Annotated in this window: 17 protein-coding genes; 12 read left to right on the top strand and 5 right to left on the bottom strand. The window is 23.9% G+C overall.

Going from position 1 to position 15,433, the window contains the following annotated elements:
* Nucleotides 1-206 precede the first annotated feature (206 nt).
* The 6 genes from AAHM79_RS05325 to AAHM79_RS05300 all read left to right on the top strand — a co-directional run bounded on the left by AAHM79_RS05325 (nucleotide 207) and on the right by AAHM79_RS05300 (nucleotide 5,215).
* On the top strand, nucleotides 207-1,061 hold the full coding sequence (locus AAHM79_RS05325; protein WP_342257268.1) for a hypothetical protein: 855 nt from the start codon (nucleotides 207-209) through the stop codon (nucleotides 1,059-1,061).
* A 24-nt stretch (nucleotides 1,062-1,085) separates the two neighbouring features.
* Nucleotides 1,086-1,277 carry a hypothetical protein gene (locus tag AAHM79_RS05320; RefSeq protein ID WP_342257267.1) on the top strand — a complete coding sequence of 64 codons (192 nt, stop codon included), beginning with the start codon at nucleotides 1,086-1,088 and terminating at the stop codon, nucleotides 1,275-1,277.
* A gap of 76 nt (nucleotides 1,278-1,353) precedes the next feature.
* Nucleotides 1,354-2,304, top strand: a complete 951-nt coding sequence (locus AAHM79_RS05315) for an IS30 family transposase (RefSeq protein ID WP_342257266.1) — start codon at nucleotides 1,354-1,356, stop codon at nucleotides 2,302-2,304.
* Nucleotides 2,305-2,386: 82 nt separating this feature from the next.
* Nucleotides 2,387-3,238, top strand: a complete 852-nt coding sequence (locus tag AAHM79_RS05310) for a hypothetical protein (protein WP_342257265.1) — start codon at nucleotides 2,387-2,389, stop codon at nucleotides 3,236-3,238.
* Nucleotides 3,189-4,424: a hypothetical protein gene (locus AAHM79_RS05305; RefSeq protein ID WP_342257264.1), complete on the top strand. Its 1,236-nt coding sequence runs from the start codon at nucleotides 3,189-3,191 to the stop codon at nucleotides 4,422-4,424. The genes AAHM79_RS05310 and AAHM79_RS05305 overlap by 50 nt, the downstream gene beginning before the upstream one ends.
* Before the next feature lie 158 nt (nucleotides 4,425-4,582).
* The gene (locus tag AAHM79_RS05300) at nucleotides 4,583-5,215 is read left to right on the top strand and encodes a hypothetical protein (RefSeq protein ID WP_342257263.1); all 633 of its coding nucleotides are present in this window, start codon (nucleotides 4,583-4,585) and stop codon (nucleotides 5,213-5,215) included.
* Here the strand turns inward: AAHM79_RS05300 and AAHM79_RS05295 are convergent.
* Together AAHM79_RS05295 and AAHM79_RS05290 are read right to left on the bottom strand one after the other, a co-directional pair.
* Nucleotides 5,212-5,406: a hypothetical protein gene (locus tag AAHM79_RS05295; protein ID WP_342257262.1), complete on the bottom strand. Its 195-nt coding sequence runs from the start codon at nucleotides 5,404-5,406 to the stop codon at nucleotides 5,212-5,214. The two genes, AAHM79_RS05300 and AAHM79_RS05295, sit on opposite strands and share 4 nt — an antisense overlap.
* A gap of 244 nt (nucleotides 5,407-5,650) precedes the next feature.
* Nucleotides 5,651-7,357 carry a hypothetical protein gene (locus AAHM79_RS05290; RefSeq protein WP_342257261.1) on the bottom strand — a complete coding sequence of 569 codons (1,707 nt, stop codon included), beginning with the start codon at nucleotides 7,355-7,357 and terminating at the stop codon, nucleotides 5,651-5,653.
* 73 nt (nucleotides 7,358-7,430) lie between these two features.
* On the opposite strand from AAHM79_RS05290, the gene AAHM79_RS05285 reads away from it, so the two are divergent.
* Together AAHM79_RS05285 and AAHM79_RS05280 are read left to right on the top strand one after the other, a co-directional pair.
* Nucleotides 7,431-8,591, top strand: coding sequence for an Mbov_0401 family ICE element transposase-like protein (locus AAHM79_RS05285; protein ID WP_342257260.1), 1,161 nt, complete (start codon nucleotides 7,431-7,433; stop codon nucleotides 8,589-8,591).
* A 213-nt stretch (nucleotides 8,592-8,804) separates the two neighbouring features.
* Nucleotides 8,805-9,008 (top strand): hypothetical protein, encoded by a 204-nt coding sequence (locus AAHM79_RS05280; RefSeq protein WP_342257259.1) that lies wholly within the window; start codon nucleotides 8,805-8,807, stop codon nucleotides 9,006-9,008.
* Nucleotide 9,009: 1 nt separating this feature from the next.
* Here AAHM79_RS05280 and AAHM79_RS05275 read toward each other — a convergent pair whose 3' ends face one another.
* The 3 genes from AAHM79_RS05275 to AAHM79_RS05265 form a co-directional block, all read right to left on the bottom strand.
* Nucleotides 9,010-9,432, bottom strand: coding sequence for a hypothetical protein (locus tag AAHM79_RS05275; protein WP_338979630.1), 423 nt, complete (start codon nucleotides 9,430-9,432; stop codon nucleotides 9,010-9,012).
* A gap of 231 nt (nucleotides 9,433-9,663) precedes the next feature.
* Nucleotides 9,664-10,185, bottom strand: a complete 522-nt coding sequence (gene greA, locus AAHM79_RS05270; protein ID WP_342257258.1) for a transcription elongation factor GreA — start codon at nucleotides 10,183-10,185, stop codon at nucleotides 9,664-9,666.
* 109 nt (nucleotides 10,186-10,294) lie between these two features.
* Nucleotides 10,295-10,642: an HPr family phosphocarrier protein gene (locus AAHM79_RS05265; protein ID WP_342257257.1), complete on the bottom strand. Its 348-nt coding sequence runs from the start codon at nucleotides 10,640-10,642 to the stop codon at nucleotides 10,295-10,297.
* Nucleotides 10,643-10,824: 182 nt separating this feature from the next.
* On the opposite strand from AAHM79_RS05265, the gene AAHM79_RS05260 reads away from it, so the two are divergent.
* The 4 genes from AAHM79_RS05260 to pstA all read left to right on the top strand — a co-directional run bounded on the left by AAHM79_RS05260 (nucleotide 10,825) and on the right by pstA (nucleotide 15,403).
* Nucleotides 10,825-11,775: an IS30 family transposase gene (locus AAHM79_RS05260; protein ID WP_338979395.1), complete on the top strand. Its 951-nt coding sequence runs from the start codon at nucleotides 10,825-10,827 to the stop codon at nucleotides 11,773-11,775.
* 169 nt (nucleotides 11,776-11,944) lie between these two features.
* Entirely contained in the window at nucleotides 11,945-12,136 is a 192-nt protein-coding gene (gene rpmB, locus AAHM79_RS05255; protein WP_342257256.1) for a 50S ribosomal protein L28, read from the top strand.
* Nucleotides 12,137-12,443: 307 nt separating this feature from the next.
* Complete coding sequence (locus AAHM79_RS05250) at nucleotides 12,444-13,367, top strand: PstS family phosphate ABC transporter substrate-binding protein (RefSeq protein ID WP_342257255.1); 924 nt, start codon at nucleotides 12,444-12,446, stop codon at nucleotides 13,365-13,367.
* 14 nt (nucleotides 13,368-13,381) lie between these two features.
* Nucleotides 13,382-15,403: a phosphate ABC transporter permease PstA gene (gene pstA / locus AAHM79_RS05245; protein ID WP_342257254.1), complete on the top strand. Its 2,022-nt coding sequence runs from the start codon at nucleotides 13,382-13,384 to the stop codon at nucleotides 15,401-15,403.
* Nucleotides 15,404-15,433: the final 30 nt, after the last annotated feature.

The raw sequence follows: 15,433 nt of genomic DNA, 5'->3' as shown, positions 1-15,433 counted from the left end.
TGGACTTATGAGCGAGTATATGGTTGTGAAATGTGTTACAGAGTTGCTAATGAAATGGAACGAATAAGAAAAGAGAATAAAAGAAATAAATAAAAATTAAATAAGGGGCTTATATATGGATTATATATTTTTCATTAAGCCCCAATTGATTAGATTATAATTCATAAATAAGCTCCTTATTAGTATATAAGTAAGGAGTTTTATTTATGCCTAATGATTTAGAACAAACTAGTAATTATACTTTGACTAAAATATTAAGAACTGGATTAAGTCCATTAAGTGCTATGGTAGGAGTTAGTGCTTACTATGGTCAATATTTAAAAGACCCGATTTTGGGTTCTATAAATTCTTTGTTATTTAGTAAAAAGTTAGGAATTGATATATGGAATATTAATCAAAGACCAACTACTAAAAATAAAGTTATTAATAGTTATAAAAAGATATTTTTAGGTTTAGGAACAATTGGTTTAATTAATTATGCTAAGTTTGTTCAGTATGTAGATAAGTCTGTGTCTTTATTAAGAGATGAACCTTGTTTTTGACCACCTTGTCCAACTGAACCACCTAAACCAACGTATCCACCATTTACAACTGTTAAACCGATAGTTGATAATCCTTTTGTAGATTGAGATACTTATATATCTTTAAATAGTTTTGGTATATCAAATCTTATTAGTGGAATAACTGAGTTAATACCTAATAAATTGGAAGCAATAAGAAAAATTTGTAATATGGCAACTGGTGGTTGTTTAATTTCAAGTGGTGTTGCTATGGGTATAAATCATGATTTTAATAATGCTTATGCAGTACCTACCATAATTGCTGGTGCAAGTGAGATTATTAATACTTTATTGTTACCTTTGGGAAGTACATATAATAGTACGGAATTACAAGAAGTATTTACAGATGAAAGAGCAAGATTAATTAATGGTAGTGTTAATGATTATCAAAGTACAAATGACAGTATGGTTGATGTTGATTTAAATGATGATAATATGTCGGAGATTAATTTAGATAGAGCAAGTTTAAATTGGGATTATTCTTTTATGCTTATACACTAGGTGGTGTTTAAAATGAGAAAATATATGCTATGAATTTTAAAATTTTTGGTATTAACTGGATGTATTACATTTGGCTTATTTTTAGGATTAATTCCTAGTATTGTAGTTTTAGGAATAGTTGCAATTAAACCGTTAGTATTTGTTGTTAGTATAGGTATGGGTTATATTGCTATTCCATGAAATAAAATGCTGAATTATACTTGTAAGTGCAAGTAAATAAAATTGCAAAAAATTCTCATATAAAAATTTCATAATGCTAAATTTAGTTTAGAAAAAAGTAAGGAGTTTTTATATGAGTTATAAACATCTTGGCATAGATGAAAGGATTTATATTGAGAATCAATTGAAATTTAAATTTAAAATTAGTGAAATAGCTAAAAATCTTAATCGAAGTATTAGTACTATTATTCGAGAAATTAATAGAAATAAAGATAATAATCATTATTTTTCATTAATTGCACAAAATAAAGCTGAAAATCGAAAACAATCACATATTAGTTTTCATAAGTTTAAAAATAAGAATTTAGTAAAATATGTACAACAAAAATTACTATTAGGTTGATCACCTGAACAAATTTATGGCAGAATTAAAAATTTTCATAAAGAGTGAGTTATTAGTTTTAAAACAATTTATACTTGAATTTATTTTGGAATGCTTGATAAAGTTACTAGTAAAAATTTAAGAAGAAAAGGTAAAAAACGAAAATCTAAAGAAAATCGTGGCAAGTTTAATGGTAAATCAATTAAAGAACGAGATATAAATGTTAATGATCGTATAACACTTGGTCATTGAGAAGGAGATACTATAGTATCATCACGAGGTAAAAGCAAATCATGTTTAATAACTTTAGTTGAAAGAGTATCACGATTTACTTTAGCAATATTAGTTAAAAACAGAACTACTAAAGTTATTAATAAAAATGTAAGTTATTATTTATCAATTCTTCCTAAAAACATTGTTAAAACTATTACTTTTGATCGTGGCAAAGAATTTTCAAATTGACAACAACTTGAAAAAAATTTAGATGTAAAAATTTATTTTGCCAATCCATATTCACCTTGACAAAGAGGTACTAATGAAAATACTAATGGTTTAATTAGAGAAAAAATTCCTAAAAAATTTATTTTTTCAAAAACTAATAAAAATGAAGTGCATAAATTTATATTGTCTTTAAATCAAAGACCGAGAAAAATACTAAATTATCTTTCACCAATCGAATATTGGGATAGAAAAATAATTTAGTTACACTTACCTTTACAATTTAGCATTTTCAAGTAGTAGATATACAGAAAAGAATTTATGATATTACTGGTAAATTAATTCAATGTACTATTTTTATGATAGTTATCAACAAAATGCACAAACAGTAAGATTATTTGAAGTTTATAAATTAAATAATGAACAAGTAACTATTAATCGTGCAATTTATAGTATTAGTGATAATAAAAAACAATTTCCTTTACCTTTTAAACAATATAGTAATAATCCTAATTTACAACAAGAACAAACATTAAATATCAATTATATTCCAATAGCAATTATGAGAAATAAAGCAAATGAGTTAGCAGATTGTAATAAAGTAATGGATAAAATTAAAGCATTAGATGTTATTGATGAACAAATTGTTTTAGATACTATTTTAAACTCACCAAAATTTATTTTTGACCAAACTTATGGTAATGCTAAATCTACAATGGATGAAGCCGTAAGAATATTAGTTACTAACAATTATATTTGAAAAACTACTGGTGATAATAATGAAAAAAGTAAAAATATCAATATGACAAGTAGTAATTTTAAAGGTAAAAATTTAACTGATATATACGATTGAAATGTTAATGAAATATTTAAACGTTGTGGTATTCATATACCAAGTCAAAAAAAATCTGCACAACAATCAGTTCCCGAAAGTACAGCAGTAAATATTTCAACTATTAATTATATTGAACAAAAATTATGACAATTTAATATTGATATTCTTAAATTTATTCAAATATTAGTACGTTTAGATAAAGATTTATTAAATAGTAAAACATTTAATATTAATGATGAACAAGAAATTAATAACTTAACAGTTAAATTAAAATTATTTAATCCCGAAAATAACCAATTAATAGGAGAAAACAATGGAAAACAACAACAAAGCACAAACGAAGTTTCCACAGAAACAAACTAAACTTAATCAAGCAGAAGTAGAAAATGATTATTTAATTGATAATATTCCTTATGATTTTACAAATATGATGGGTGCTACTAGTGACCCTGATATTAATAGAGCATATGATGAATTTAAAAAAAGAACAATTTATATTTATGAAATTGAACGTTTATTTAAAAATAATGAAAATAATAGTTTAAAATTTTCAGCAAATACTATTAAAATAGGTTTTATTGATATTGATAAAGTATTAACAACTACTGCTGTTGAAACATCTGATTTTACTATGCAATTAAATCAAAGAGCAAGTACTAATATTAATGATAATACTATTGAATATAGTATGACTGATATTAAAAACTTAATATTCCAAGAAATAAATTTATTAAATCAATTTAAATTATATGCTGTATCTATTAATGAACCTTTAACTGAAAATAATATTGATAATTTATATATCATTAATAATTATTCACAACCTTATCAAAATCCAAAAACAAGAAGTACTAAAAGTATTACTATTATTAAAATTAAAGATTTTAAAACAAGATATGGTTATCCAATCATTATTAAATTACAAAAACCATTAGATAAAGACACAAAAGTAATTGGTTTAAAAATTAAATCACCCAGAAGCATGATTTTTGGCAATATAAAGGTACTTGGTGAAGTTGATAATATGGAAGTATACCCAAAGTTATTTGTCAAAGATAAGATAGCATTTCCGCTATTATCAATGCCTATTGAAACTCAACCAAAAGTTAGAATATTACAACAATGATTTAGTGAACAAATTTTACCTTGAAAATTAGCAAAACAATTTATAGGGCAAGAAAAATCAGTTTTAGATTTAATTGCTATTGGTGGTGGTAAAGAAACAAGAAAAGAAATTATTAATAATGCCAGAGTAACTAATGCTTGATTAGGTTATTTTATAAGTTCTCATGATTTTGGACAATGACCATTAAAAGAAAAAGGAGAACTGAAAGATAAAGAAGTATGAAAAATTCATGATGCATTAGGTACAACATATACAAGTATTGCTACAAATGATGAATTTAAAGATGTTGAATTAGAAATAAAAGATAAACCACCAGTTGATAGTTTACAAAAAGTATTATTAGATATGCTAACTTATACATATAATTATAATAGAAACTTTGATGGTGCTATATATGAAAATGGAAATCCTAAAATAAAATAGCAGAATTAAGACAAAAATTTGAAGGACAAAAACCCGATGATGTTATTACTAATTTATTCAAACAATGAAAATTAGATTATCCAAATTATATTAACTTAGAGCAAGTAAAAATATTTAAACAATTAATAATTATGTTATCACATAATATTGATTCAAATATGTCAATTAATAAAGGTTTAAATGATGATAATAAAATTTTATTACCATATTATTTCGAATTAAAATCAAATCCTATACATACAGATAGTGGTGAAGTTTGAAATTTTAAAGATGCAAAAGTAACATTAAAATCTGCATATTTTGATTTTATAGATATCAATAATATTAAATTAAAAAATATTGATATTAGTCAAAATGAATTATTTAAATTAGATGATAATCAATTAAATTGATTATCTATTACAAATGAATTAGAAACTAATAATATACCGTCACTAATCCCAGCAGATTGAACATTAGGTAATGGTGAATATGGAAAATATTTTACAAGAGTAGTTATTGATAAAAGTAAAATTGAAAATTCTTTAAATTTATATGGTTCAAATAAATTTCAGTTATTTTCAAAATTAGAATTTTATAAAGAAATTTCACAAATTGATAATAATAACGAATTTGAATTGCAAATTGAAAATCCGATTAATAACTTAAATCGAATTGAAATTAGTGGAATATTTGGTGCTGGTAATTATGATTTAATTTTAATTACTGATAAACCAGAAATAAACTTACAAAATATTAATTTATTTGATAAATATAATGAAAATATTTCTTATATAAATCTAGAAATTTAATTACTAAAATATCCAGTAGTATAATTTCCATCTCATTTTACGTCTTCTTTATTAGTAGGTTTTCATGCAAAATATAATTCTGTTTTATTGGGGCTTATTGCTTTATTTCATCATATAATACTTGTTACATATATTGCTTTTCCATCTGGTGTTAAATAATATTTAAGTTTATTATTTTCATGGGTAAGCACCCCCCATGATTAATCCTATTGTTCCGGTTGTAGCACCAGTTAGTGCGAATGCTAATGTTATTTTACTTAAATTTGTTTTTATTCATGTTTTCATATTAAATTACTCCTTTTTTCCTTGATTTTACTTTTAAATTGTACTATTTTTGATTATTTTTACAAGTATGCTTTTAAAAACAAAATAACGCCTAAATTAAAGGTTTTTATTTTTTGATACCTATACTATTAATTGAATTGTATTTGTTTATTATATAGCAAATGTGAAGATACTTTTTTTCACAGTAGCATTATTTTTACCCCTAATTACATTTTTATATGGATACAGTGAATAAAACAAAGCATCATATGGGTCTTGATACATATTTTTGTCAGGAATATTAGTTTTTGTTTCATCATAACGTAATTCTTCTAAACATTGAGTTGTTTTTGGTAAATCATCTTTATTTGCATAAAAATTTCCATAACTCATAATATTTCTCATTCAAACCACTCTATTAGTTAATCCTGCTTCTTGATTTAAATTTGAAGCATGTTTAATAGCAGTTTGTGTTATTAGAATAGTATTATGTTCATCGATTAATTTTTGATTTAATCAATCAATGGCAGTTCGTGCTTTATCATCATAAAAATAAATTGCTTGTTCAAAATTTTCAAAATTATCCATTAATCCTAAAATTTCATTAACATAAGCATTAATTTTTTCATTTTCATTTATAAAGTCATTTGGTGTAACTACTAATTCACAAATAATATAAGCATCATAATAACCAGTATTATTATATTCTTTAAAACCAACTACCATAAATACAGTATGGTCTTTTGGTCCCGTAGCTCAATCAATACCAACACTATAAAAATCAAATTTATACATTTCTTTTTCTTGATTATAAAATTGTTTTAAATCATATGATTGTCAATATTTTACTGTTTTTTGAAATGGGAAAATTGTTGCATCGCTATCTAAAAATTCAAAACCATAATAAACAGTATTATATTCATCTGGATTACTTTTGTCCATTTCTAATAATGTTCTTTGTTGAATGTCAGGTAATTTATTTCAAAATGGTTGAATAGTAAATCTTAAAACAAATAAACCTAAACCACTAAACATATCTTTATTTTCATAATAAACTTTACCAACTTTTTTAAGATTTTTCATGACTTCATCATTTAATGGTAAAAATGGTGTACAGTATTTTAAATAAAATGGATGATATTTATCATAAGGATTACATGTAAAAGTAATGAAAAAACTTTTATAAAAATAACGAGTAATCTTTTGTCCAAAGGTAGAACTATATATATTTTTATCAATAAATGTTCAACTTCACTCTTTAATAGTTTTATTTGATACTTTAATACGATTACTTCTAAACATAGAGTTTTGTAAACGTTCATATCGATATGTTAATTGTTTTTCAGTTAATGTTTCTTTTTCTTCTGCCATAATAATTTCATCTGTTCTTGAACCTAAAAAACTTGACCCACCTGCTTCTTTTCCAAAAATCTTATTACCATTAGCATAACCAATAAAGTCAATTTGTTGATTACTTGGAAAGATAATAAATCCCCCATCCTTAGTAATTTTTCATTTAATGCCATGTGGATTATTAGGTAATAAATTAATATTATATGTATCTAATAAAACTTGACAAACATTCATTAAAGCACCAATTGTAGTTTCACTATGAGTATTTTCATATCTTCTTACTTCTTGAACACTACTATCTCTAAAATTACAACATATAAATAAATCAAATGCTAAACAGTTTCAAGTTTTTCTTGTTCCACGTGCTGTTGGAACAAAACGATAAAAACAATTAGTAGTAAAATATTCTGCTCATTCATCACCAACAAATTCTTTAAAAATATCTCAACTAAAACCATAATTATTATCACTAAAATTAAGATTATATTTTTTATTTAATTGTCCATAACTACTAATAAAAGCCATATTTACTCCTTATTTTTTAAAAAAAATTAAACTTAAATTATTAACAAACAAAAATTAGAAAGGAACATTAAAAATGTTTATATTACCATTCGCAAATCATTTTGATTGAGACAAACATGATTTTAATCAAGATGAATTAAGTTTAAAACAAACAGAAGAATTATTTGCAAAAATAGATGATTATTTATGAAGTATATGTGATAAATCTGAATATAAATCATATAGATTTAGACAACGAAAATTAAAAGCAAAAAAAGGTTTATTAACTTATAAACGATGTATTTGTACACATTATAACACAAAAACACAAAAAATGGAGTACGTATCATTATTAGATAATTATCTTGGTGTTAAAAAATATAGTAAACTTGCACCTAACGTTATTAAACAAATTTTAAAATATTTTGCTGATGGTAAAAAGTATCGTGATGTTTGTGATACTTTTATTGAAGATTTAATAAGTAATAGTACAGTTTGTAGAACATATCAAAAATTTGAATTACCAAAAGCAAATATTCCCAAAATACCATTACAACCAAATCAAAATTTATATGTAAATATTGATGATGGTCATCGAAAATTTAAGTTTAATGAAAAACATAATACTAAAAATTGTAAAAAATGTTCGATGAGATTAATAGTAATGTGTACTGGTAAAAAGAAAAATGGAAAATTAATTAATAAAAGAGCTGTATGTAAAATAAGAGTTTCAAAAACAGAAATTGGTGCTGAAAAAATCGCAAAATTAATAGAAAAATATGGTAATTTATTTTTTGAAAACTTTGACCAAGCAAATTTCATAGTTTGTGGAGATAGTGCAAAATGAATTAGAAAAACTGCTACAATTTTAAATGCTAAATTTATTTTAGATAAATTTCATGCTTTTCATGTTTTATTTCTTGGTATAATGGCAGGAAGAAGAAAAAATCAAATTGCTAAATTACACTATCAAAATGCAATAAATTTATTTGCCAAAGGTCAATATTATGAATTAATTGATTTTTTACAATCATTAACTTTACAATATAAAAAATTAAAAGTTGGTTATTTTATTAATGCAAAAGATGGTGTATTAAACCAAGCATTATTTGAAAATATTGGTTGCTTTACTGAAACTAATATTAAACAAATTTTAAAGCATATGATTGGTGATAGAACTTATAACATTGATATGTATACAAAAATGGTTAATTTTAAATGTTATCCAATAAATACAATTATCCAGTTATTATAAATTAAAACTTAAATTTAAAAAATAAATAAAAATAAAATAAAACTTATTAAAGAAAACTTTAATAAGAATTTTTGAGTTATAAAAGTAAGTATTATTGTTGACTAATATTTTTGAAGTGTTAAGATTAACTTACAATTGCATATTGAAGTCTAAATTATTCTCGTCTAAACTTATAATTTAAAGACAAATTTTAATATTATTGACAACATCGGTATGCTCCCAAAAATAAAGAAAAAATATTTTAAAAATAATAAACAAGGTATTGAAAATCAAGGTGCAAAATGAAATATTGGTTGTTTTACAGAAAGTAATATTTGACATGTTTTAAAAGAAATGCTTGGTAATAGAACATATAATATTTTGATTTACATTAAAATGGTTATTTTTAAATGTAATAAGATAAATTTAGAAACATAATTTAATGAATGTAATAATTACTTATTATTTCACAATTTGCAATAGCATCTCAAAAATTATTATTTTTTATTTTTCTTTTTAAGCCAATAATGAAAAAAGCTAATGCTATAATTATAAATATAAAAATCGGCATCACTATTATTAATAAAATAACTCCAATTTGCAATTGAATTCAATTATAATAATTATCATTATTTTGAAAAATATGAAATAAACATATATGATTTGCACAATGACATAAAATAAAATATGTACTATAAATTTTTAAAATATTAAATCCATTTGTAATTTTAATCTGTTCATAATTATTATAACTAAAATTTGAAATACCAATTAATATTAAAGCAATAATAGTTATTAAAATAGTTAAAACAAATAGTAATACAGTTATTAACTGTAATTTTTTAATTGCTTTAAGTTTCATCTTTAAATTCTCCTTAACTTTTACAATAAGTTTAACACCTAGAGAACTTAATTATAAGTATTTTAGTTGCAATTTATTGAAAAAAATTATATTATTTAAATACAATTTCATAAAAATACAAATTATTTCTTGTCTAAGCATAATAAGACTATATATGTTTTAATTTATTCCGGATTTTTGACAATCTCCCAATGATCACTAATAAATAGTGATCATTTTTAATTAAATTATTTATAATTGATTTTTTACTTCTATAATTTTTACCCTATATGTTTCTTTAATACCTTTAATATCAACAATATCACCAACAACACAATTCATAATTGATACTGCTAATGGGCACTCATTAGAAATTAATCCTTCAAATGGATTACTTTCAATACTTCCAACAATTTTAAATTTTTCTTCTGAATCAGAAACAATTTTACCATCTTGAATTTTTACAATTGTTACTCAACTACCAACACGAACTGCTTTGATATTACTATTTTTACGTTGTTTTTGTTCTTCAAGAATAACAGCACTAGTAATAATCGTTTCAAGTTCTTGAATGCGTGCTTCATTTTTACCTTGCTCTTCACGCGCACTAGTATAATCAGCATTTTCTGATAAATCACCATCAGCCCTAGCTGCTTTTAATCGTTCTTTTATCGATTCACGTTCAACATTAATTCGTTTATATAATTCTGTTTTTAACTTTTCTAAACCTTGTTCTGAAATTATTATTTCTTTATTTTTGTTAATTTCGCTCATTAAATGCCTCCATTTATATAATTTAATATTTTAAGAACATAAATAATTATATCATAAGGATAAATGGTTTTAAAAAAAGTATTCTTTTGAATACTTTTTTTAAAACCATTTACTTTATTAATTTTTCTTCTTTTAATAAAGAAATAATTTCTGTTTTAACTTCTTCAAGTTTTTTATCTTCTTCTTTTTCATCCATTTTTGTAATAATAAAAGCAATTTTACTAAAATTTTTTGCTTGTAAACCTAGAAAATTAAGAACTGACTTAGCTTTAACTTTAGTTTCATTACCAGTAAGTTTTACTGGCTTCGTAATATCTGCATTATCAGGTAATTTAATGACTTCTACCTCAATATTTTTATACTTACTAATAGAAGCAGCAATTTTGGCTATTGGTCGTGCATGTAAACCAATCTTTTTTTCATCATCAATTTGCACAGCATAAATAATACAATTCATTTTTTTCCTCCAAGATTTCTTAAAAATTTGTATAATATAGTTTATTTATAACATATTTTTTATTTTTTTAAAAAAAATGCTGAATTATACTTGTAAGTGCAAGTAAATAAAATTGCAAAAAATTCTCATATAAAAATTTCATAATGCTAAATTTAGTTTAGAAAAAAGTAAGGAGTTTTTATATGAGTTATAAACATCTTGGCATAGATGAAAGGATTTATATTGAGAATCAATTGAAATTTAAATTTAAAATTAGTGAAATAGCTAAAAATCTTAATCGAAGTATTAGTACTATTATTCGAGAAATTAATAGAAATAAAGATAATAATCATTATTTTTCATTAATTGCACAAAATAAAGCTGAAAATCGAAAACAATCACATATTAGTTTTCATAAGTTTAAAAATAAGAATTTAGTAAAATATGTACAACAAAAATTACTATTAGGTTGATCACCTGAACAAATTTATGGCAGAATTAAAAATTTTCATAAAGAGTGAGTTATTAGTTTTAAAACAATTTATACTTGAATTTATTTTGGAATGCTTGATAAAGTTACTAGTAAAAATTTAAGAAGAAAAGGTAAAAAACGAAAATCTAAAGAAAATCGTGGCAAGTTTAATGGTAAATCAATTAAAGAACGAGATATAAATGTTAATGATCGTATAACACTTGGTCATTGAGAAGGAGATACTATAGTATCATCACGAGGTAAAAGCAAATCATGTTTAATAACTTTAGTTGAAAGAGTATCACGATTTACTTTAGCAATATTAGTTAAAAACAGAACTACTAAAGTTATTAATAAAAATGTCAGTTATTATTTATCAATTCTTCCTAAAAACATTGTTAAAACTATTACTTTTGATCGTGGCAAAGAATTTTCAAATTGACAACAACTTGAAAAAAATTTAGATGTAAAAATTTATTTTGCCAATCCATATTCACCTTGACAAAGAGGTACTAATGAAAATACTAATGGTTTAATTAGAGAAAAATTTCCTAAAAAATTTATTTTTTCAAAAACTAATAAAAATGAAGTTCATAAATTTATATTGTCTTTAAATCAAAGACCGAGAAAAATACTAAATTATCTTTCACCAATCGAATATTTGGATAGAAAAATAATTTAGTTGCACTTACCTTTACAATTTAGCAAATATATAATTTAAATTTTTCTTATTAAAATAATGTCCTAGTAAATATTCAATTTTTTACAAATAAATTTTAATTTTTTTTTAAAATAAATAAATAAATATGGTATTATTTATTAGTTAAAACATTAATAAGGAGAAAATAACTATGGCAAGAAAATGTGCTTTAAGTGGTATTGGTCCACTAGCTGGTAACAAACGTTCGCATGCGATGAACTCTTCTAGAAGAAAATGAAATCCAAACTTACAACCAGTAAAAATTGGTGGAAAAACTTTAATGATTAGTGCTCGTACTTTAAAAACTTTAAAGAAAAATAATGCTTTAGATAATAAAAAATAAAGTTATTTTATCTTTTGAATTATATAAATAAAGAATACTAATAAAAGAAAGAAATACTTTTCTTTTATTTTTTATATTAAATTAAAAATATTTAATAAAATGGTATTAAGTTAACTTAATACCATTTTTTAATTACTAAAAAATATTAATAATATAGTCTAGAACCTACATTTTTTATAAAAATGAAATAATTTTTCTAGTTTTTATCAATTATATTGTTATAATACGTGTATGATAAAGAAAACTCTCAGTTGGGTGGATTTATATGCTAAAAAAAAGAATTTTGTCATTATTTTGATTAATCACAATGATTAGTATTTTTATTGTAACTTTAGTTAGTCATAAACCCTATTTTATTATGGGCGGTTCAACTTCAGTAGCACCTTTAATGCATACATTAATGGAAGACTATCCTGATAATCATAAAGAAGCAGATTTTACTTATAACAGTTTAGGTTCAGATGCAGCAGTAATTCCCGTGAATAAAAATATGTTTGGTATTGGCTGACTTTCAAAAGAATATACAACTCCTGATAATAATTTAATTTCTTTTGTTTTATCAAAAGATGGCATGATTCTAGTTTATAATCTACCACAAAAATTCTTAGGTAATGATAAACCTCTAAATTTTACACAAGATAAAGTAAAAAAAATGTATTTATCGAAATCACCTATTTTCTGAAGAGATTTATTTCCACAAAATACTTCAGAACCAAATCAAGGTTGAATCAAACCAACTTGTGACCTCAAAATTTTACCTTATACTAGAGAAAATGGTTCAGGAACACGAGATGTTTTTAATGAAAAAGTTCTGGGTGATTCAAAAGCATATTATCCACAAGCAATAACCGTTAATTCAAGTACACAAATGTTTAATATGTCTAGTGGTGGTGTTGGCTATAGTTCATATTCAGATAAAAAACAATTAGATTCGAATAAACAATTCGCTACTATTCATATTGCTAATTGAGAAAAAATTGTTCCAAGTTTAGATACCATTAAAAATGGTACTTATCAGTTATCACGACCATTTACAGGTTTAATAAATAAAAATTTTAAACAAATTAATACTTTAGTTAAATTTCTAAAATTCTTGTTTATTCCTGACTATCCAGGTCATAACGAATACGTAGTTCCTGCTTTTTCAGAAGCTCAGTACGCACAATCAGCAGTACCATTAACTGACGAATTGAATAATGATTTAAATCAGTGATTAAGGAAATTTCCATAAAGGAGTATTAATAAATGAAATCCAAATCTTTTAAAAAGTTTTGACATAAAATAACTTTTAATCATTTTAATAAAAATCATGATCCAAAAAATGTTTTTATTAGTGAACAAAAAAAACATACTTATGATTGGATTGCTAAAATTTGTGTATTGTCTATATCTTCATTAGCACTAATCGCCGCTTCATTATTAATTGGTTTTATTATCGGTCAAACATTTAGTAATATGAGTTTTCTAAATTGATTTAAAATGTTAGGAAATAGTAAATGATTACCTAGTGCTAATAGTTTTGGTATTATTGCCTTTATCGTTGCCACTTTTTGAGTTGCGCTATTTTCAATGATACTTGCTGTTCCTTTAAGTTTACTAACATCATTATTTATATGTGAATTTTTACCACCAAAATTAAAAAAAACAACATTAACTTTATTAGAATTATTATCTGGTATTCCTTCAGTTGTTTTTGGTGCTTTTGGTTTAATGACCATTGGTCCTATTTTTGTAAAAATGGGAGCACCAACCAAAGAAAATATGATGACAGCAAGTTTTATTTTATCAATGATGGCATTACCAACAATTATTTCATTATCTGTTAATGCTATTACTAGAGTACCAAAATCTTATCTATATGCATCATTAGCACTAGGTATTAGCAGGACTGACACTAGTTTTAAAGTCATTTTTAAAGCGGCAAAAACCAAAATCATTGGTGCAATAATTTTTGGATTTGGAAGAGTCATTGGTGAAACAATGGCCGTTGTCATGATTGCTGGTAATAGTACTCTAACCCCCAATTTTGCACATGGTCCACTTGCATTTTTATTTAGTTCAATTTCTACTTTAGCGGGAGTAATTGGACTAGAAATTGGAGAAGCAGTTAGTTCTCAACAAATATCAGCATTATATGGAATTGGTTTATTTTTATTTATTATAGTTTCAATCATTAACTTTATTGTTTTAATAATTTATAAACGTAGTGATAAAAAAGCAAAAGGTCATAAAAAACCACGAAATTATAATTTAAAAAAAATAAATCTATCTGATAATCAACTAATGTTAACTATTAGTGAAAAAACTATTAAAAATCAAGGCTGAAAACACTTTAAAGACTATTTTCGATTATTCTTTATGGGGCTAGCTTGTTTTATTACTATGGGATTAATTATTTGAATTATTGGTGATATTATTATTAATGGTATCTTCAACATTAGTGGTAATGCTGGTAGTAGCGTTTTCAATTTTAATTTTGCAGCTTTAATTTGAACAACCGGTGATGAAGGTTACTTATCAATTATCACAATGACATGTTTATTGGTATTAACAACAATTACTATTGCTATGCCATTAGGTATTATTGGCGCAATTTATCTTCACGAATATGCCAAAAATGGTTGATTTGCTTCAATATTACGTTTTGTGCTAAATACCTTATCTTCTACGCCATCAATTATCTTTGGTATGTTTGGATTTACTTTTTTTATTACTTTCTTACAAATAAGTTTCTCAGCAATTGCTGCTAGTTTAACATTAACAATTGTTATTTTACCACTTATTATTAGAGCAGTAGAAGATACATTAAAATCAGTACCTATTGAATACCGTGAAGCATCATTAGCACTAGGTGCTAGTAAATTTGAAACAATAAGAAAAGTAGTTATTCCAGCTGCCATTGGTGGCATTATTACTAGTATGATTTTATCAATGGGTAGAATTATTGGTGAATCAGCACCAGTTTATCTAACATTAGGAAGCACTGTTGCTTTTCCCAATAAAGGTTTCTTAAGTTCAGGACAAACTTTAACAACCCATATTTTATTAGTTAATAAAGAATCAAATGACCCTAATAAATTAGGAATGATGTACCAAACAGCACTAATAACAGTTATACTAATATTTATTTTAAATTTTATAGCAAAACATTTTGAAAAAAGTTTAACAACAGGAATCGGGGTGAAAACAAAATGCTCAATTGAATTATTAAAAGAAAAAATGAAAGCAAGAAAGAATCAGCGAATAGCAATAAAAAAAGAAAAGTAAATGTGATTAAACCTTACTTTTTAAAAGTGA

The sequence above is a fragment of the Spiroplasma endosymbiont of Nomada ruficornis genome (assembly GCF_964030795.1).
In the GTDB taxonomy this organism is placed as follows: Bacteria; Bacillota_I; Bacilli_A; order Mycoplasmatales; family VBWQ01; genus Spiroplasma_E; species Spiroplasma_E ixodetis_A.
The sequence above is the reverse complement of the archived record's forward strand: the minus strand, read 5'-3'. Positions and strand labels throughout refer to the sequence as shown.